Here is a 19714-nt window from a genome sequence, read left to right on the forward strand (position 1 = left end):
GGCGAACAGTAGTGCGGCACCCAAGGGGGCGAAAGGCGGGTTTTTACATGGGGGCTTTAGTTTTGCTAAAGGGGGGAAGTGAACTTTCTTCGGGCAACGGCCCCTTTGATCGCAACGGTTATGCGAAGCGAACAACTATTGAGTGGGCGGCATTGCCTGTAAGGCATAGGTACGGTGATAGGGTTCCAAGTCTCAAATTTCCTCGATCAAACGCGCTCCGGGCCACTGCCGATCATTGACCAGGTGTCGCACTACATCGGTTATCACGACCCGCGTCGCCAGAGCAGCCGGAGACAGTTCGTCGTCAGCAAGAGTCGCCAGCAAATTCCTACGCCCAACGTGCGCATCAGCGATCTGTACCAGTGACAGTCCCGACTCCCCTTCTAATGCTGCGGCGGCACCTGGTTGAATCGTAGCGGCGTGTCCGGCCCGTACCGCGTTCATCAGCACGACCAGCCCGTCTATCTCCATGATGATGTTGGGCGTCACGCCCGAGCGTTCAAATGCAGTCATCAGAGTCGTACGCAGCCCATGTTGAGAGCTGGGCATCACCAGCGGCAGTTGACCAAGATCTGCCAGTTGCACGCTGTCGCCACGCGGTGCGCCTGGCAGCTCCCGGGAGGTAATCACGAATAGTTTTTCGTCCAGCAACGGCGTCACACTCCAGCGCTTGCCGCCTTCGAGTTGAAACAGGATGGCCAGATCGATCTGTCGTGCATTGAGCTGCGCCGCGAGGTGCCCGGATAGCATTTCCACCAGGTGCAACTGGATGTCTGGGTAACGCTCGCGCATTGCATTGATCAATGGCAGCGCCAGAACCGTGGCGGTGGTGGGTGGCAGACCGACACTGACGTATCCGCTCATGCGTCCGCGATGTGCTGCCAGGATCGCGTTCTCCGCCTGGCGCAAGGTCAGTTGGGCGTGGTGCAGGAAGGCGAACCCGGCGCTGGTCGGTGTCACGCCGGTGCTGGTACGGTTTAGCAGGCGAGTCGACAGTTCACTCTCAAGCTTGCCGACCTGCTGGCTTAGTGCTGAGACGCCGACGTCCAGCTCCAATGCGGCACGGCCAAGGCTGCCGTGCTCGACGATCTTCACGAAATAGCGCAGTTGCTTGAGTTCCAAGGGGAAGCTACTCCGGACGAAGGATAAACCAGCAGTCTACCTCTTGCCTGCCCCGCTGACCCGCGCATCCAGGCTGACAATGACATCGCCGGCGTGATACGTCGGCCAGTTGCTCAGCGTGAACTTGCGCACTGCCCATCTCACAGAAATGGGTGCCATATCCAAAAGGCAATCATGCCGAAGAATAGAGGAAGCTCAAGATACAAAGGTGCTTTGCTCCATCGTTTGAGCCCCTGTGGTATGGCGTCGAGCTCTCGCTGGGTGATGAGTCCCCGCCAGATGAACATCTTGGGAAACATGATAACAATGCCGATCAGACATAACCTCATTGAGCGATGTTTGTAAGACTTGCCGCCCCACCACTTGCGGTCACCGATCATCATTTCGTTATTATCGAAATAGGCTTCGACCAAATCCAGCTTTGTTTTAGTGATATAGGCTGACAAGCCAAGACTAAAGAACAATAGAAACAGAAGTAGAAAAACACTCATCGCCTCCAACGTCATCATCAATGCGTTCCCTCATAAATCAAATCACCCGCAAGCTCTCCCAGCCCTCCAAATATTATTCCGCCAGTATATCCACCTACGACCCCACCAATAATTCCGCAACTCAATGCTCCCCACCCGCCCGATACAACACCCAACCCAACCGCGCACACCAATCCCCCTGCACGCGCCCCAAGCTTTCCTCCGAAGTGAGAACCAGCAATTCCTCCCGCCACCTTGCCGCCCTCCACATACCGGGCCTTTCTGCACTGCTCCTCCCGCCCCGTCGAACACGCCTCCTGAATCGCCAGCCCCGCCGCCCCCACGTCCAGGGCCATGCCCACATAGCCGCCTTTGCTCAGAAAACGCGAGGTGCTGGCAATCTTGTTGATCCGCTGCGCATAGCCGTCGATGGTCTGGCGATGCAGGTAGCGTTGGGTGGAAATGCCGAGCATTTTCTTGATCGACTCGTTGTGTCGCAGGCTGGTGCCGTAATGGCCCACGCCCTAGAGTTGAGTGTCCAGCTTCTGGAACAGGGCCTGGCGCTTGACGATAAATTCGCTCCTGGCCGAGCTGCCGCCTTTTAAATGCTGCTGATGCAGTTTTTCGATGTCCTTCAAGGTTTCCTCGACCCCAGTCAAATGCCGCCCCCAGGCCGCTGTGGTGCTGCCGATGCCAATCGAGCTATAGCCCAGCAAGCCCTGTAACAAATCATAGTTGTTCAGAACCTCGACACCGGCCTTGGGGTCGAGGCTCAAGGCCAGATCGATTTCCCGTGCCCGGGTCATCAGCCAGGCTTCTTCGAAGGTGCAGGACGCCGTGCTGTCATCGGGAACGATCACCAATTGTCCCGGTGTCACCATCGAGCGGCGCAGGTGGCTATTGATCGTGTCGAACTTGGTCTGTGCATGTGAACCGCGCTGTATCAACAGTTGGTTTTTTAGGCTGGGGTAATGAATGGTCTTTTCATTGATGAATCCGTTCGCCATGCTTCACATCCTTGATGTATGAAAGATGGCGTCAGATATAAAGACAGATAAAGAGCGAAAAGAAGAGCAATACCGCTGTTTGCTCCAGATCCCAACCAACTACCAGAAATGTCCTACATGGCGACCAACACCGATAGGAAATTACGGAAAATGCTCTTTCACTTGGTTCGCCTTGAGTTCTTGGAGAAAGAATCCAGGACCTCCTCACACGACGGCAGGCTTTTCTCACCATCTGCGGGGGTCGTTTTGAAGCCTTCCAGACGCAGACTGGCCGCGTAGTTGGATTGGCGAGTCCTGGCCGCATAGGCCTTCTTGGCTTCAAGGCTGATAGCGCCCATTGCGTTGGACCTCAATTGTGTTCATCGAGTAATTAAAAGAGATCAAGCTGCCAAGTGCTTGATCTCTTTCAGCGCAACGACCTCAATCAATCGGGCGGTTATCCAACGCGGACAATAGCTGACGGGATGGGGATGCCCCCTCAAGCAGCGCATCCACCACTGCCCGCGCCACTTCCACCGAATGCAGCATGCCCCAGAACAACGCTCGCTCGACGGGGTTGGTATGCAGGCTGATTTCATCGCCATTGAGTTCTGCCGTTTCCAGCAAATTGGAAACGTAGGTCAGTGCATCCTGAGCAGTGATGCCCGGTTGGATGGCAAACAGCGTGGGTTTGTATGGAGCTTCGGGGATGACGGGCTTGGAGCAGGTGAACGCGAGGGTATCCCCCGGTGTCAGGATAGTTGTCGCCTCTCCGAATTTTCCTGAAAACGCAGATCGGGGGCGGAAAGAGACTGTTCGTGCCGTACTATTCACCGGAACGCAAAGCCGCATTGCTCAAGATGCTGCTTCCCCCACTGAGCCTGTCGATGGCCGAGGTTGCTCGGCGCGAAGGGGTCAGTGACATGTCATTGGCCAACTGGCGCAGAAAGGCCCGCTCTGAAGGAAACGCAGTGTCCGAGAACACCCCACCGGCCCAGAACTGGACCGCCGAAACCCAGTTTGCCGTCGTCCTTGAAACCGCCGGCTTGTCCGAAATTGAACTGGCTGAATACTGCCGTCGCAAAGGCCTGTACCCCGAGCAAATCAAGGCGTGGCGGCAAGCCTGCATCAACGGCCAGAAGGCAGACAAAGCCCAGCAAAAAGACGATCGCGAGCAAGCCCGCAAGGACAAGAAACGCATCCAGGAACTGGAGCGCGAACTGCGCCGCAAAGACAAGGCGCTGGCTGAAACCGCCGCGTTGCTGGTGCTGCGAAAAAAGCTCAACGATTACTGGGGGATCGACAACGAGGACAACTGACCGCCTTGCCGGAACGGCAGTTACTGGTGACCTGGTTGAGTGAGGCGCGGATGGCCGGCGCCCGGAAAATCAAGGCCTGCCAGGAAGTCGGTCTCTCGCTCAGAACCGTGCAGCGCTGGACTGAAACCGAGGCTGTTCAGGCGGACGCCCGAACGACCACGGCACGGCCCAAGCCGCGCAATGCGCTGAGCGAGGTCGAACGACAAGCGATCATGGAGCTGTGCAACAGCCCGGGCTACGCCCATTTGCCGCCCAGCCAGATCGTGCCGAGGCTGGCCGACCAACAGCGCTATCTGGCGTCGGAAGCGACGTTTTATCGGGTGCTGCGTGCGGCGGGTCAGCAACAGCATCGTGGTCGTAGCCAGCGTCCCCGGCGCCACACCGCACCGACGACTCACGCGGCCCAAGGCCCCAACCAGGTGTGGTCGTGGGACATCACCTACCTGCCGTCTCCGGTACGCGGTCAGTATTACTACCTGTACCTGATCGAGGATATTTACAGCCGCAAGGCCGTGGGCTGGGAGGTTTACGAAGAGGAAAGTGGCGAGAAGGCGGCTGCGCTACTGCAACGTAGCGTGATCGGTGAGCAGTGTTTGCACGAGCCACTGGTGCTGCACTCGGACAATGGGGCCCCGATGAAATCGCTGACGCTGTTGAGCAAAATGCATAAGCTGGGCATCACGCCGTCACGTGGCCGACCGCGAGTGAGCAATGACAACCCGTACTCGGAATCACTGTTTCGGACGTTGAAATACTGCCCGCAATGGCCGGCAGATGGCTTTGCCAGCCTGGACGCCGCCCGCGCCTGGGTCAGGGATTTCATGCGTTGGTATAACCACGAGCACCGACACAGCCGAATCCGCTTCGTGACCCCGGCCGAACGACACCGTGGTCAGGATCATCAGATCCTGGCTCGGCGTCATGAGCTGTACGAGCAAGCCCGGGAGAAAAGCCCGGAACGCTGGTCTGGACAGACGCGAAACTGGGAGCCGATGGGTACGGTGCTGTTGACCCCTGATCGGGAGCCGCAGGTCGAGAAAAGAGCGGCATAGTTAGACGGTGACGCGACAACTACCTTGAAAAACGCCGGTATCGAGCAGACGGGGAGTGTTTGCCAGAGCTGATTCGAGCTCGTTAGTTTGCGCAGGTACATTGCCCAGTCAGCGATATTGAGATGATCATGGCGTCCGCACCTTAACAAGGAGTCTCACAAATTTTCTCAAAATTCAGTCCTGCCTTCTGGGCTGGTCCATAGGAATTCTACGCGCTACCCTGTCGAGCTAAAGTGTGCAGGTAGAGCTGAAATGGAACAGAAAGTTACGGTAGACGGGAAGACTGTCGAGGTTCAGGTTTATGAAGATGGTGAGGGCGGTTGGCTGATCGAGATTGTCGATGAGCACTGGAACTCCACTTGCTGGGAAAATTCCTTCGAGACAGCGGATCTAGCATTCGCGGAAGCAATGCGGGCTATAAACGAAGAAGGGATTGATGGGTTCATCGGAGCCGGTGGAAACACCACTCATTGAGTTGATGTCAACGCCAACCCAAAACTGACCCCTTGGAGGTGACAAGTTGAGCCCAAGCTCCGATGAGGCGGCCTAAAGCGCCTGAGTCTGGAGGGCCTCTAGAAGGGCGCCAAGCGCTTGAGCGACATCAGGAGAAAGGTGATGCTGGAGCTTTCTGGACTTGCCCCTACCAGACCGGACACCAACTCCCCGTTAAATTGATGCACGCCTTTCCGCATTGAGGATTGATCCAACGAACGGTGTCGCCGCGTTTTGCGCGGCGTTGGATTTAATGTGGCTCTTCGAGCGTGGAGGTTGCTCAGAGCTAACCCACATGGAAGCCGTGATGCTAGCCAGGCAGGCGCTTCGAAATAAGGAGCGGATTCTCCAATACGCCGGGGCGAACGTGGTGGCCAAAGTCGAAGCGCTCGCCAGTGAGCTGAGTGATCCGCCATCTCGGTCTGAGCATACCGACCCATTTATCAGGTGGGTGGAGGACGAGCGCCTCACACTTGCTCCAGCTGTCGAACTCGTTGATCCATCTTTGGGTAAGCTTGATTGGCTCACGCTCCCAGGCATCCTTGAGCGTGAGCCAGAAAAAGGAGTCAGCCCTCCGCCACTGTTTGCCATGTTCAATATGCTGAAAGGCGATTTTTTGCTCGCCCGAGAATTAGCATGGCGTGCAAGAGACGAAAGCGTTTGGCCAAAGACGGGGCAATTTTCAGACACTCTTGACTATGCTTTATACGGCCCTGATACCTCGGCACTTATACTGGCGCACCGGACAGCCCTTGATCTGCTCGACAAGGTAGCCGTAACGGCAAACTTCTATTTCGAGCTCGGATTACCGCCAAAAAAAGTGAGCTTCGGGAGGCTATGGCGGGATCCCGACGACAAGAAAACAGGTTCTCGGCTTGTAGAGAAAGTTGAGGGGCTGATTCGGGCAGGCGTATACGCAATGTACGGATTGGTCGAGCTGGCAGAAGACTATGACGGCGCAGATGGAATTCTCCGCTCACAGAAAAATCTGCGAAATTCGGGTACACACCGATTCCTGGTGCTGCATGATCTTGGTGATCCTGCGTTAGCGAGGCAGGCTCCAGAAATTGAGCATCTCAACCACACTGATTTTGTCGACGAGGCTCTGAGTGCTCTGCGAGTCGCGAGATCTGCAATCCAGATGCTCGCACTGGCAATTTCTCAGTATGAGGAAATCCTGAGAAAGCAGGCTGATGGCGTTATCGGCACACTGATCGCTCCTGATCACCATTGGATTCGTGGTGAAGATGAGGAGCTCTGATACCTTGCTGTGGAGCATTCAGTGAGCGTCGTATTTTTTCTCGATATCTAGGTGAGCAGTGAACTCAACTCAGCAAAAAAAACGCCACCACTTTGTCCCTAAAGCGTATCTCAAAGCGTTCGCGAATCAGGGCGGCCAAGTTCTCGTTTATCGTAAAGACAACCCTGGACGAGCGCTTCCCGCCAGGCCAGATACAACACAGTTTGAGCGCTATTACTATTCGCAACCGTTGCCCGAAGGCGGTCAGGACAATAACACTCTCGAGGACATCTTCTGTGAAGTAGAGTCCGCATGGCCGTCCCTCGTTGAAAGGCTGGCTCGGAAAGAGTCCATAAACGATCAAATTGAGCCCTTCATCCAGTTTGTTGCGCTACAGCGGGCTCGAGTGCCTGCGGCGCGAGATGCTTTTGAGGCGGGGTTGGCGGCAACCGTTAAGGACACAATGAAAGCGCTAGTGAGGAGCGGAAAGCTTTCACCACCACCCCGAGGTTTCGAAGACATCCTCGACAAGGTCGAGGTGTCCATCGACCCTCATCAAAGCATTCATGCGATGCCCGGCCTTATCAAAAAAATCGGGGAGCTTTTTGATACGGTTGGCCTTGCCATTATCCATAACACGTCAGACATACCGTTTCTCACAAGCGACAATCCAGTCGTTTGGTACGACCCATCAATCCCAATCGAAAGCCAGAATCCCTATGCAATTTCCCCTGATGGGCCGATAGCAATCCAGTTTCCCATCAGTCCCAACATGATTTTGCTTGGAACCAAAGACTACCGAGAGCGCTACTGCTCGGAGGGGCTCATGCATGGTGAGATACCAGACGTTGAATGGGTACATTATGTAAACACCCAAACCTGTCGCTTCGGCTATGGCGCTGTCATTGCCCAAAGCCCAGGACAGGAGGAAATGATTCAGGCGCATAGTGCGCTGTCGCCAGTGTTCGACCGCTCCTTGCTGGAACTTGGCGCCCAGACAGTATCAATAGGCAGGTTCGTTTTTGGATCACGAGTAGCCAAGCCCAAGTGGATACCTCACAAAGATGAGCCAGCCTGAACTCGTGCCGCGCTCGCAGCTTTTGGCACTCACTGAGCCACTGCGTTATGAATGAACAGACTCTTGGTGTCAGGATTATCTATTTGTGGCCTTCCCTACATCGCAAGCGGAGCGCGCCGGCCAGTGGGCCAAAGGCTTGAGGATGGACGCCCGGAGGGCCAAAACCCGGCTTGTCCGGGGTTTGGTTCACGACAGCCGTGCCCCGAAGGGGTCAAGCCCAAAACGGATCTACCGGAAGTAGCCATCCAACTACGAGACGGTATGGTCGCCTAAGGCTTCGCGAAGCAGGCTCTGCATCATCATTGAAGCAGGGCCCTGGAGAAAATGCTCCTGGGTGCTGATCTCGAAACGCACCGGGTTAATGTGAACCACAGTCGCACCGTGCCCCAAGGCACGTAGCGGAAGCTCTGCTGCTGGATAGACAATCCCGGACGTACCAATCGACAGGAAGACATCGCACTCCTGCGCAGCTGCGAGCGCGGCGCTCCATGCATCTTCAGGAAGCATCTCACCGAACCACACAACGCCTGGCCGGACATACCCGCTACACGCACTGCATCGCGGTGGCTCAATCCGACTCCCCTCCTCAGGCAGGGCGTCAGACGTGAGAGGCAAGGTATACGCCTGCCCACAGTCGATGCACCGAGGCGAATGCAGGCTGCCATGTAGATGAATCACATCCTGGCTGCCAGCGCGTTCATGCAGGTCATCCACATTTTGTGTGACCACCGTCAGCTTGTGCACATGCTTGGCGAGCTCGGCGATAGCGAGATGCGCTCCATTAGGCTGCGCTTGGAGAACCTTCCGCCGGCGCCACTCGTACTACCCCCAGCACAGTGATGGGTAAGCTCGGAAGGCTTCGCAGGTGGCGAGCTGCACAGGATCAAAGCGTTCCCACAGTCCCGTCAATGCGTCTCTGAAAGTCGGGATGCCGCTCTCAGCTGATGCACCAGCCCCAGTGAATACAACGACATGCTGAGCCTTCCGCAGTTGCTGAGCCAGGGTACTGATAGTCACAAACCAACTCCTTGAGTTACGGCAATTCATCATCGCTCACGCGGCCCAGACCTCTAGCAAAATCCGAATGATGCATGTTGAACTGGTCTGAACCGCGCAACCCTTGGTCATTCGAAAATTCTCCACGATTCAACCACTGCAAATCTAGCATTGCGGAAGCAATCAATGATGGATAACATCCACCCACGGTTTAGAGAACCATCCCCTCCCGCCCCTCTTGGGCACGGTAAATCTCTGGTGAACAATTCTTTGCTGCGCTCCTGACTGAGCACTGAATGGCAAGGGGAGGCCCCGTTCTTACATGTGCTCATCATGGAGAAAGGTATGCCTGCTCTAAGTGTTGCTGAAGCCAAAGAATTAGCCCACTACGTAAAACATTCTCACGCTCAAATCTTCAATGCCATACCGCTCGGGAAGTGGCTGACCGCTATATCGCGTGCAAGTGGGTTCCGTGACTGGAACGTGATGAGCACCAAGGCACCAAAATTACCTGATGTCGCACATGATACGTGGGTTTACTCTTGCCTGGGCTTTGCGATTGTTTGTTCGCCAGGGATCGCTACTTCCTATCACTTGATACATGATCGCAGTTCCAACTCGAATATGGAGCAGGTTGCCGAAGAGCTGGCTCAAACAATTGCTGCTAGTGCAGAGCATCGTTTTTCAGAGGCGGCCTCAAAGTTCTCATTGTTAGACTCAGTCGATCCTGTCGAAGACTGGGTAGGTTTTGATCGCCATAAACACAGGAGGTATTCCACAGCGCTCCCCCCTGTGCAGGTCACGCTAGCAGAAGGAGAAGTCACCATTTGGCTCTGGTGGCTACGTCCAAGCTATCAGCTTCACGCAGCCCACTCAGGCGAGCCGGAAAGCCTCACCTTCTATTCTTTGGACGAGCAATCCGTCACATCCAAAGATGAGTGCGTCACGACCTCATTTTTGCGCGCTCTGACCGGCAAAGTCTTGCCGAAAAGACACTGTTACTACTGTACCGAGCTTCCAAACGAGCGAAACATCTACAGGTTGATGCTCGTTCAGGAGGGTAGCCGTGAAGGACAGGCTACCCACCATACTTATGACAACCATGATTCCGCAGCCAAGCAGACCATGGCGTTGAATTCGAGCCTTGGCTTGAGTCAGCGAGATGCCCAAAACATCTCAGCGATATTCTTTCGGCACGACCCGTATTACGAAGAAGAATACTTCGAGGACTACTCGCACCACAACGACTGACTCAGCCATTGCCGCCTAGGAATCGATCTATATGTCTACGTATCACTACCAGTGCCAACACTGCTATTGCACCACCAGTATGTGGGAGGTGGAAGATGGAGAAGACAATTACTATGGAGGTGCAATTGAAGACTGCGGATGTCCATCCACCGAGCCCCCTCCAGTGACACGCTCGATGTAGATGCAGACGTACGCGCACAGTCGACCGTATGCCTCCATCAAATCCGGTAAGGCTTCAGTCCAGAATGGCGGAAACTCATCACCCGGAATATCTTCTCGTGTTTCGGCTACTTTCTTCCTGGGCCGCCCCCTACGCTTGGGCAAGTCCGGCTCCCCCACCATTTCAGAAATGGCTCGAAGCCCCGGTTTCCTGACCTGTTCATTGAAGCTTTGAGGCTCATCCGCGGGTTCAACTCTAATCATGCGCCGCCCACCTTCTGCTCGCGGAAATGGCTCCAGCGGATCCAGAAGGAATCGACATCACTGAGGCTTCCGCGTAACGCTGAATCAATCTCTGCCAAGGTGCTCTGTTGCTCGGCCGTCAGTGGTGTCGGCTGAGAGGCCACCTCTCGCAAAAAGGCTCGGGCACGCTCCAGCGCTTCCTCGGCGGGGACAGAGCTGGGCTCCTTCAGGTTGAACACCTCGGACGATAGCCAGGCATTCACATCCCCTTTGCGCGAGTACGGAAAGAGCGAAGCGTGAACCTCAGTCCCGACCAGGTCGAAATCCCAAATGCAATCACGATTGTCGTCAAACTCCGGTTCGACCGACGCCAGCACCAGCGGTGAATGGGTCGCCGCCAACAGTTGCACGGGCACCTCACGGGTACCGGTCAGCGCGTTCATGACATTCAGCAAGGCCGGAACAATTCGACGCTGCCATTGTGGGTGCAAATGGCACTCGATCTCGTCGATGAGAAAGATGATCTCTCTTGCCGGTGGGACTCGATAACGTTCGTAAGCAAGCTGATGCTCTCGCCATGTCCACACCAGCAGATAGGCCAGAGCCGCAATACGGCGCATTCCCGCCGACGCCTGGGTCAGCGGTACATCTTGTCCATAGGGCATGCGCAGCGAAGGAATATCCCTGACGCTGTCGCCCACCCGCATCGGCTCCCCGGGTCTCATCTTTTCTACGCCAGAGGGCGACAAAGCATCCAGCACCTTCACCAAGTCGTCGAAAGCGGGCTTGCCGCTTTCCTGCCACAGCACCCAGTCGCTGATCAGCCCATTGCACAGCTGGGTCTTGCCGTCGCTGGAGAGCAATCCGTTCCAGACGGCGTCAGGCGAGAAGTCAAAGCTTCGTGGACGGTTCGGTGCCGCCGCCTCTCCCTTGTCACTCTTCCAGTAGTTGCGAGCCGGGTCCCAAACCGAAAAACTGCCGTCCACTCCCGCGTATATCACCACCCCCGGAATCGCCGGGCGGCTCTGTTCGACCGACCACTGCTGGGCCTCATGGTCGAAGTCACTTTTGTAGGCAAAATCGCCGGTGCTGCCTTCGTAGCAGTAAGCGATGCTCGACCGCTTGGCGTCCCTGCGGGGAGTGGCCATTCCCTCCCTGGGCCAGGTACGGGTAAGCGACCACCAGGCAATATCCAGCACAAAACTCTTGCCCAGGCCATTGTCTCCGGTCAGGAAGTTCAGGCGCGACTTGAAGTCAATGGCGAGCTTTTCAGCAGGGCCAACACCTTCGAACGTCAGGTTTTTAAGCATGGGCGGTGTCTCCAGTCATTCGGGCGCCAACGAATAGATACTGCGTGATGCCCCAAGGCCGTTGGGTGCTGTGTAATGGATCGCGATGGGCAGTCACACAAGGCACTTGTGCCGACTCTCAAGCAATCATTTTGAGGAAACGCAACCGACTCTCCAGTGCGTTGATCGCCCATTCTGGACAGGTCCTCGCACTGGCTTTTTCTGAGTCGGCAAGCCACGCTCGCACGCTGCGCACACTGCACGGACGCTTGGTTTCTTGAGCAATGAGCTCCGCCGCCCGGGCCTGGGTAATGTCAGCTTGCTCGATGAGCCATAGGAGCTTGTCTTTATGGGACATGGCAGGCCTCAGTAGATGCACATGTGCCTATTGTAACGCATGGGTACAGGCTCGTCGAAGGGCTCTCTGACCCGATGCAAGGCAGAGCATATGATCGTTACGGAGCTGCATCCCCTGCGCACGCATAAAGCTTTCCTTCGATGTAATAAGTAGTAACTCCCCCCCAACACGGCGCTATCGATCATTCATACTTTAAATACATCCACACCGCACAGAAAATAAAATAGAAGATAACAAACCAAGAAAAACAGGCACTCCAAACAATCCATCGTATCAATGCCTTTGGCATGAGCGGAAGTTCATTTAACTCAATCAACCGATATCGACGAGAGAATGCCGGCATCATCAGAATCAGACTCATGTTGCCGTTACGGTAGCGCGTAAGGCACGAAAGCCTTGGTCACCGCTACCGTGCCGAACACATTGACTTCGAATGGGCGACGCCCCTCTGCCTTCGATGCGCCCTTCAGCTCAACTCACTTTCCCGGATGCGCTTCTTGTCGATCTTCCCGACGCTGGTCCTCGGAATCTCGGTGACAAACTTGAACTGCTTGGGAATCGCCCACTTATTGATCCGCCCCTGCAGGACAAACGCTTGCAAGTGCATCACCAGCGTCTTGTGGTCGAGATACTGCCCAGGCTCGCACACCACCAGCGCCATCGGCCGTTCGCCCCACTGTTCATCCACAATGCCCACCACCGCGACCGACCTGACCGCCGCATGCTCGCTGATCAGGCTCTCCAGCTCCAGGGAACTGATCCACTCCCCTCCCGTCTTGATGACGTCCTTGATCCGATCCTTGATTTCCACCCCGCCCAAGGCGTCGATAGAGGCCATGTCACCGGTGTGCATCCAGCCATTGCGCCACAACTCGGCGCCCTTTTCCGGTTCCTTCCAGTAACCTTGGGTCAACCAGGGCGCACGCACCACGATCTCACCCAAGGACTCACCGTCATGAGCGACGTCATTGCCACTGGCATCGATGATTTTCAGATCGACCATCGGCACCGGCGTCCCGGTCTTGATGCGCAGGGCCAACTGGGTGTGCATGGGTAATGCCAGCGCCTCTTCACGCAGGTAAGTCGTGCACAGCAACGGACAGGTTTCCGACATGCCATAACCACTGTGCACCTCAATCCCCCTGGCGCTTGCTTCGCTGGCAAGGCCCAGGGTCAGGGCACTGCCCCCCAGGAGCATTTTCCAGCCATCCAGGCGGGTCCTGGCCGCTTCCTCGCAGCCCAGGATCATTTGCAGAATGGTCGGCACACAATGGGAAAAGGTGACGTTCTCCTCACGATACAGCCGGACCAGGCTGTTGGGTTCGTAACGGCCGGGGTACACCTGCTTGAGCCCCATCAGGGTGGCGACATACGGCACACCCCAGGCATGCACGTGAAACATCGGCGTGATGGGCATGTACACATCATCGCAACGTAGCAGCGGTAGACTGGAGCCCAGCGTTCCCGCCGCATTCAAGGTGTGCAACACCAGTTGGCGGTGAGTGAAATAGACCCCCTTCGGCTGCCCGGTCGTGCCTGTGGTGTAGAACAGGGTGGCCACCGAGTTTTCGTCAAAGTCAGGGAAGTCGTACTGGTCCGTTGCCTGGGACAACAGCTGCTCATATTCACCCAGCACCGGCAGAGCCGTCTCGGCTGCCGTGTCGTCAGTGAGCTGCAGGTAACCTTTGACCGTACCCAGTTGCCCGTGGATCGGCTCGATCAAGGGCAGAAAATCATCATGCACCAGCACCAGGTCATCCTCGGCGTGGTTCATGGTATAGAGCACCTGATCCGGAGAAAGACGAATGTTCACGGTATGCAGCACCGCGCCGATCATCGGCACGGCAAAGAAACACTCCAGGTAGCGATGGCTGTCCCAATCGAGCAGAGCCACCGTGTCCCCGGCCTTGACCCCGGCAGCCGTCAAGGCATTGGCCAGTCGGCGGATACGCTGGTTGAGCGTCTGGTAGCTATAGCGCAGTTTGTCGGCATAGACGATCTCCCGCCCAGGCTCGTAGCGAACCCCTGACAGCAGCAATCGCTTGATCAACAAGGGATAGGTATAAGCGCCTTGGGCCGGAGGAATGATTTTTGTCGCCATCATGGTTGAGGTTCCTTTTCCTTTCGATCAGAAGTGCGTTGCGTCCAGCTCGTACAGGCATTCGCTACCGGCCCTGAGCGAAGCGCTCAACGAGTGGATGCGTGGCAACAGGCGGGCAAAGTAGAAACGTGCGGTGCCCAGTTTGCTGACGTAGAAGTCCTCCTCCGCCTGCTTGCCCTTGGCCGCTCGGGCCATCAGCGCCCACATGTAGGCATACGCGGTGTAGCCGAACACCTGCAGGTACTCGACCGAGGCGGCACCGATTTCGTTGGGCGTGTTCGTTGCCCGATCCAGCAACCACTCCGTCAGCTCGTCGAGGGTGTCCACGGCGGCGTTCAAAGGCTTGCAGAACTCGCCGAGTCCAGCGCCGGCGTTGGCGGTGAAATGGCGGATTTCAGCGGCGAACAAACGGTAGAGCGCCCCGCCGCTACCGACGATCTTGCGCCCGGCCAGGTCCAGTGACTGGATACCGTTGGTGCCTTCGTAGATCTGCGTGATGCGGACATCGCGAACCAATTGCTCCTGCCCCCATTCGCGGATGTAACCGTGGCCGCCGAAGATCTGCTGGCCGTGCAACGTGGTCTCCAGCCCCATGTCGGTGAGAAACGCCTTGGCCACCGGGGTCAGCAACGACACCAGCTCCTGGGCGCGAGAACGGGTTGCCGGGTCCTCGCTGTACTTGGCGGTATCGAGTTGCAGGGCCACATAGCTGGAAAATGCCCGCCCCCCTTCATTCAAGGCCTTCATGGTCAACAGCATGCGCCGCACATCCGGATGCACGATGATTGGATCGGCGGCCTTGTCGATGGCCTGCGGGCCACTTGGTGCGCGGCTCTGGATGCGCTCTCGGGCATATTCGACAGCGTTCTGGTACGAGCGCTCGCCCAACGCCAGGCCCTGAATCCCCACCCCCAGGCGTTCGTAGTTCATCATGGTGAACATCGCCGCCAGGCCCTTGTTCGGCGCATCGACGATCCAGCCGGCGGCCCCATCAAAGTTCATCACGCAGGTCGCGGACGCCTTGATACCCATCTTGTGCTCAATGGAACCGCAGGACAGGGCGTTGCGCTCGCCCAGCGAACCGTCGGCATTCACTAACACTTTGGGCACCAGGAACAGTGAAATGCCCTTGGGGCCAGCAGGTGCATCCGGCAGCCTGGCCAGCACCAGGTGAATGATGTTTTCAGCCAGATCGTGCTCGCCGCCGGTGATGAAGATCTTGCTGCCGCTGATCCTGTAGCTCCCATCAGCCGAAGGCTCGGCCCGGGTTCGAATCAGGCCCAGATCGGTGCCGGCATGCGCTTCGGTCAGGCACATCGAGCCGGTCCAGACGCCGGCGTACAGGTTCGGCAGGTAACGCTCCTTGAGCGCCTGGCTGGCATGAACATTGATCGACAGGCAGGCACCGGCGGTCAGCATCGGGTATAGACCGAAAGACAGGCTGGCTGAACTGACCATCTCCTCGACCTGGGCCGAAATGGCCTTGGGCATGCCCATGCCGCCGAACTGCGGGTCGCCGCCCACGCCCACCCAACCGCCTTCGGCGAACGCCCGGTACGCCGCGACGAAACCGTCCGGGACGGTCACTTTGCCGCGGCTCCATGTGCAGCCTTGTTCGTCGCCACTGCGGTCCAGCGGTGCAATCACTTCGGCACTGAGCTTTCCGGCCTCTTCGAGGATCGCGACGGCCGTCGCTTCATCGATCACCTCGGCCAGGCCTGGCAGCCGGGCCCATAGCGTGGGCGCCTCGAAGACCTCGTTGAGGACAAAGCGCATATCGCGCAAAGGGGCTCTGTAATCAGACATCGTAGGCTTACTCCGCAATGGCCCGGGCGTGATCCCGGCCTGGATGTTGGCTTGGGGCGGTTTCACCGGTGTGCCCCGCAGGGGCGGCCTCCGGCACGGGATGACGATCAAGCGACTCCCCCCGCAACAGGAAATACGACAGGGCCGGAATCAGAATCAGGGCGCCGAGCATGTTCCACAGGAACATGAAGGTCAGCAGGATGCCCATGTCCGCCTGGAACTTGATCGGCGACCAGGCCCAGCACACCACGCCGGCCGCGAGGGTAATACCCACCAGGCCCACCACTCGGCCGGTAAACGCCACGGCGTTGCGGTAGGCCAGCGCCAGCGGCAGGCCCTGGCGCTGGTAGTGCAACTGCACACTGAGCAGGTACAACGCGTAATCGACACCGATCCCCACCCCCAGCGCAATCACTGGCAGGGTCGCCACCTTCACGCCAATGCCCATGACCACCATCAACGCCTCGCAGAGGATCGAGGTCAGCACCAGTGGCAACAGCGCCACCAACGTGGCGCGCCAACTGCGGAAGGTCAGCAGGCAGAACAGCGTCACCGCCGTGTAAACGTAGAGCAACATGGTGCGATTGGCCTCGCGTACCACGATGTTGGTAGCGGCTTCGATACCGGCGGTTCCGGCCGCCAGCAGGAACTGGCGATCCGGGCTGCTGTTGTCCTTGGCAAATTTGTCGGCGATGCCAACCACCGCATCCAGGGTCTGGGCCTTGTGATCCTTGAGAAAGGCAATCACCGGCATCAGCGAGCAATCGGTATTGAACAGTTCCGGGGAGTTGACCGAGGCTTGCTGCGCGGCGTAGTTCAGGACGTCCTGGTTACGCTGGATACTGTTGAGCTTGGGGTTGCCCTCATAGGTTCCAGCCGTGATCTGGCGCACGGCGTTGACCAGCGAAGCCGTTGCCTGCACCCCCGGATACTGCTGCAGCTCCCAGGCCAGGCGGTCGGCGAGGATCAGCGTCTTGTAGCTCAGGCAACCTTCGGCGGGTGTCTTGATCATCACCGCGAACAGGTCGCTGGACAGCGCGTAGTGATGGGTGATGTAGGCGTTGTCACGGTTATAGCGAGAATCGACACGCAACTCCGGCGCCCCACTTTCAAGGTCGCCGACCTTCAGGTGCAGGCTGATCAGGAAGCCGCTGATGCCCATCAGAAGAGCGATCAGGACGGCGCCCCTGGCCCATTTGACCGTGGTGAAACGGTCGAGCCAATCCCACAGTTTGCCAAAGCCCCGATGGCTGTCCGCGCGGTTGTCGATTTTCAGGGCGCGCTCTGCCGCTTTGACACCGACGCCAACATAGGAAAGCGCCACCGGCATCAACAACAATGAAGTAAAGATCAGCACCGCCACACCGATGCTGGCGGTGATGGCCAGATCCTTGATCACGGGTATGTCGATTACCATCAGTACCGCGAAACCCACCGCGTCGGCCAGCAGCGCAGTGACGCCGGCAACGAACAGACGGCGAAAGGTGTAGCGTGCGGCGATCAGCTTGTGGGTACCACGGGCGATGTCCTGCATGATGCCATTCATCTTCTGTGCCGCATGGGACACCCCGATGGCGAAGATCAGAAACGGCACCAGCACCGAGTACGGATCGATGGCATAGCCCAGCCAGGCGACGATGCCCAACTGCCAGATCACCGCCACTAACGAGCAACCGACCACCAGCAAGGTGCTGCGCACGCAACGGGTGTAGAGGAAAATGATGGCCAGCGAGGTGACCACGGCCAAGCCAAAGAACATCATCACCTGAATCAGACCATCGATCAGGTCACCCATCAGTTTGGCAAAACCGATCACCCGGACTTTGTACGGACCCTTGCCCTCTTCTCCGGCCTTGCGCGCGGCACTGTCGCCGGCGAATTCGATCTTGTCGCGCAGCTGTTCTTCGAGCATCTGCGAGAACGCTTGGTAGTTGATCGGCCGGCCGCCGGCTACCGCCTTGTCCAGCAACGGGACCACCAGCATGCTCGACTTGAAGTCACTGGCCACCAGGCTACCGACGAGGCCGGCGCGAGAGATATTCTGGCGCAACTGTTCGATCTGCTCGGGTTTGCCCTCATAGGTATCGGGCATCACGGGCCCACCCTGGAAACCGTCTTCGGTGACTTCGGTCCAGCGCACCGCCGGACTCCACAAGGATTTCATCCAGGCGCGGTCGACGCCTTCGGCGAGGAACAGTTGGTCATTGACCTGCTTGAGCACGTCCAGGTAAGCGGGGTCGAAAATGTCGCCGCGGGTGTTCTCGATCACCACCCGCACCGAGTTGCCCAGGCCGCGCAGCGACTGGCGGTTCTCCAGGAAGTTCTGGATATACGGCTGGCTGCGAGGAATCATGTTCTCGAAGCTGGGACGCAGTTCCAGGCGCGTTGCGCCCATGTAGCCCAGCACCACCGTGGCCAGGGCCATCAGCAGCATGAACAACGGGCGATGATTGAACACCAGCCGTTCCAAGCGATTGCCGGAGTGGCGGTCGAAGTCACGCACGTCTCGGATCACCGGCATGGTGTCTTGCTTGATAGTGCCCATGTCTGGGTTCTCGCTCTAAGGGTTCGAGGTCTTATTCTTCGGGCAATACCTGGACACCACGGTTGCCCACCACCACCACCAGGACACCATTGACCGCCTGGACGGCGCCGGCCACCGGTAGCGGCACGGGCTCGCGCACCAGGCGCATGTCCGCGCCGCTCCCCTGGCTGAGCAACATCTGCCCGCCCTGGGTAAACAAGCGGTAACGACCACTGGCGTCGACAATGCCGGCGGTGATGCTGATGTGCAGGCCGCTGTCCAGCGGGATCCAACTGAGGCCGCCATCGGTGCTGCGCCACACGTTGCCGCGCAAGCCGTAGGCGAGCACTTCGCCAGGTTTGCCGAGCACACCGAAAAAACTGCCCTGATAGGGCGTCGGCACCGCGGCGAAGCGCTGACGGGTGTCATCCCACTTGAGCAACAGGCCCTGTTCCCCGGCGATATACAGCCCGTCGCCGGTGGACGCGATGGCGTTGAGGTGAAAGCCCTGGGGGTTGTCGGTGCGATCCTGGAACGGGGTCCAGGTCTGGCCACCGTCCTCGGTACGCAGGATCAGGTTGAACACACCGACCACATAGCCGAGGTTGTCGTTGGCGAACCAGACGTCGAGCAAGGGTTTGTCCGCGCCCTGCTCCACCAGCCGCTGGCCCTCGATGGCCAGCAACGGCCATTGTGGGTTACCCGGTTCGGCATGGGCCAATGCCCCATAGTGCTCGACCAGCAAGGCACCGATCTGGCGACCGTCCAGTTGCTTGTGCCAGGTCGCGCCGGCGTCGCTGCTGTGCAAGACCACGCCGTCGTTGCCCACCGCCCAGCCCTGCCGCGCAGACGGGAAGTTCACCGCGCTGAGATCGGCGCTCACCGGCACCGCGGCTTGCTGCCAGTGTTTGCCGGAATCGTCGGAATAGAGAATGTGGCCACGCTGCCCGACCGTAACCAAGCGCAGACCGGCGCGCGCCACGCCCAACAACGGGCTGCTGAGCGCCAGAGGGCTGGCTCGGGCCGGCAGATCCAGCACATCAACGTAGGCGCCCGCCTGGGCCACGCCCTGCAACAGCACAAACAGCGCGCCCAGGGCCAGTTGCAGGTATTTTTTACACGAACACATACCGCGTCCTCTTCGAAAAGCTGCGCAGGAACACACAACCGTGCAGTCCGACGTTCAAACTTCGCCGCCCAGACGAACAACCACGCACCAGCCCACTGC

The 19714-nt window shown here is 58.0% G+C and carries 17 protein-coding genes and 1 pseudogene; 5 read left to right on the forward strand and 13 right to left on the reverse strand.

All coding sequences use genetic code 11. The features are described 5' to 3' along the window. Positions 1 to 192: 192 nt before the first annotated feature. From M5C01_RS13415 to M5C01_RS13440, 6 genes are all read right to left on the reverse strand, one after another. Positions 193 to 1122: a LysR substrate-binding domain-containing protein gene (locus M5C01_RS13415; RefSeq protein ID WP_152739976.1), complete on the reverse strand. Its 930-nt coding sequence runs from the start codon at positions 1120 to 1122 to the stop codon at positions 193 to 195. Between the two features lie 140 nt (positions 1123 to 1262). Next, a complete protein-coding gene (locus tag M5C01_RS13420; RefSeq protein WP_152739975.1) occupies positions 1263 to 1631 on the reverse strand; it encodes a hypothetical protein in 369 nt (122 codons plus the stop codon). Further along, positions 1631 to 2113, reverse strand: coding sequence for a hypothetical protein (locus tag M5C01_RS13425; protein ID WP_248764330.1), 483 nt, complete (start codon positions 2111 to 2113; stop codon positions 1631 to 1633). The genes M5C01_RS13420 and M5C01_RS13425 overlap by 1 nt, the downstream gene beginning before the upstream one ends. A 3-nt stretch (positions 2114 to 2116) precedes the next feature. Beyond that, complete coding sequence (locus M5C01_RS13430) at positions 2117 to 2599, reverse strand: hypothetical protein (RefSeq protein ID WP_248764331.1); 483 nt, start codon at positions 2597 to 2599, stop codon at positions 2117 to 2119. A gap of 158 nt (positions 2600 to 2757) precedes the next feature. Next, positions 2758 to 2937, reverse strand: coding sequence for a YhfG family protein (locus tag M5C01_RS13435; protein WP_152739974.1), 180 nt, complete (start codon positions 2935 to 2937; stop codon positions 2758 to 2760). An 82-nt stretch (positions 2938 to 3019) separates the two neighbouring features. Beyond that, a complete protein-coding gene (locus M5C01_RS13440; RefSeq protein WP_178129885.1) occupies positions 3020 to 3337 on the reverse strand; it encodes a hypothetical protein in 318 nt (105 codons plus the stop codon). Positions 3338 to 3396: 59 nt separating this feature from the next. Between M5C01_RS13440 and M5C01_RS13445 the strand changes: the two genes are divergently transcribed. The 4 genes from M5C01_RS13445 to M5C01_RS13460 all read left to right on the forward strand — a co-directional run bounded on the left by M5C01_RS13445 (position 3397) and on the right by M5C01_RS13460 (position 7759). Next, positions 3397 to 4949, forward strand: a protein-coding gene (locus tag M5C01_RS13445; protein ID WP_178129881.1) for an IS3 family transposase whose coding sequence is annotated in 2 segments (ribosomal slippage) — positions 3397 to 3859 and positions 3859 to 4949 — 1554 coding nt in all. Because the reading frame shifts where the segments join, the coding sequence is not laid out codon by codon here. Positions 4950 to 5201: 252 nt separating this feature from the next. Then, positions 5202 to 5423, forward strand: coding sequence for a hypothetical protein (locus tag M5C01_RS13450; protein WP_152739973.1), 222 nt, complete (start codon positions 5202 to 5204; stop codon positions 5421 to 5423). Positions 5424 to 5736: 313 nt separating this feature from the next. Next, the gene (locus M5C01_RS13455; RefSeq protein ID WP_248764332.1) at positions 5737 to 6702 is read left to right on the forward strand and encodes an LA2681 family HEPN domain-containing protein; all 966 of its coding nucleotides are present in this window, start codon (positions 5737 to 5739) and stop codon (positions 6700 to 6702) included. 58 nt (positions 6703 to 6760) lie between these two features. After that, positions 6761 to 7759 carry a DUF4238 domain-containing protein gene (locus tag M5C01_RS13460; protein ID WP_178129880.1) on the forward strand — a complete coding sequence of 333 codons (999 nt, stop codon included), beginning with the start codon at positions 6761 to 6763 and terminating at the stop codon, positions 7757 to 7759. 249 nt (positions 7760 to 8008) lie between these two features. Here the strand turns inward: M5C01_RS13460 and M5C01_RS13465 are convergent. Next, a pseudogene (locus M5C01_RS13465) lies at positions 8009 to 8776 on the reverse strand (NAD-dependent deacylase). A 324-nt stretch (positions 8777 to 9100) separates the two neighbouring features. Between M5C01_RS13465 and M5C01_RS13470 the strand changes: the two are divergent. Further along, complete coding sequence (locus M5C01_RS13470) at positions 9101 to 10006, forward strand: hypothetical protein (protein WP_152739972.1); 906 nt, start codon at positions 9101 to 9103, stop codon at positions 10004 to 10006. Between the two features lie 419 nt (positions 10007 to 10425). Here the strand turns inward: M5C01_RS13470 and M5C01_RS13475 are convergent, their stop codons facing one another. The 6 genes from M5C01_RS13475 to M5C01_RS13500 all read right to left on the reverse strand — a co-directional run bounded on the left by M5C01_RS13475 (position 10426) and on the right by M5C01_RS13500 (position 19615). Next, positions 10426 to 11718: an ATP-binding protein gene (locus M5C01_RS13475; protein WP_152739971.1), complete on the reverse strand. Its 1293-nt coding sequence runs from the start codon at positions 11716 to 11718 to the stop codon at positions 10426 to 10428. A gap of 118 nt (positions 11719 to 11836) precedes the next feature. Further along, on the reverse strand, positions 11837 to 12055 hold the full coding sequence (locus M5C01_RS13480) for a hypothetical protein (protein ID WP_152739970.1): 219 nt from the start codon (positions 12053 to 12055) through the stop codon (positions 11837 to 11839). Between the two features lie 466 nt (positions 12056 to 12521). Continuing rightward, entirely contained in the window at positions 12522 to 14159 is a 1638-nt protein-coding gene (locus M5C01_RS13485; protein WP_152739969.1) for a fatty acid--CoA ligase, read from the reverse strand. Between the two features lie 24 nt (positions 14160 to 14183). Beyond that, positions 14184 to 15962 carry an acyl-CoA dehydrogenase C-terminal domain-containing protein gene (locus M5C01_RS13490; RefSeq protein WP_152739968.1) on the reverse strand — a complete coding sequence of 593 codons (1779 nt, stop codon included), beginning with the start codon at positions 15960 to 15962 and terminating at the stop codon, positions 14184 to 14186. 7 nt (positions 15963 to 15969) lie between these two features. Then, entirely contained in the window at positions 15970 to 18507 is a 2538-nt protein-coding gene (locus tag M5C01_RS13495) for an MMPL family transporter (RefSeq protein ID WP_152739967.1), read from the reverse strand. A 31-nt stretch (positions 18508 to 18538) separates the two neighbouring features. Further along, positions 18539 to 19615 (reverse strand): YCF48-related protein, encoded by a 1077-nt coding sequence (locus tag M5C01_RS13500; RefSeq protein WP_152739966.1) that lies wholly within the window; start codon positions 19613 to 19615, stop codon positions 18539 to 18541. Positions 19616 to 19714 lie beyond the last annotated feature (99 nt).

The sequence above is a fragment of the Pseudomonas sp. MWU12-2319 genome, from assembly GCF_023242525.1.
GTDB lineage: Bacteria > Pseudomonadota > Gammaproteobacteria > Pseudomonadales > Pseudomonadaceae > Aquipseudomonas > Aquipseudomonas gingeri_D.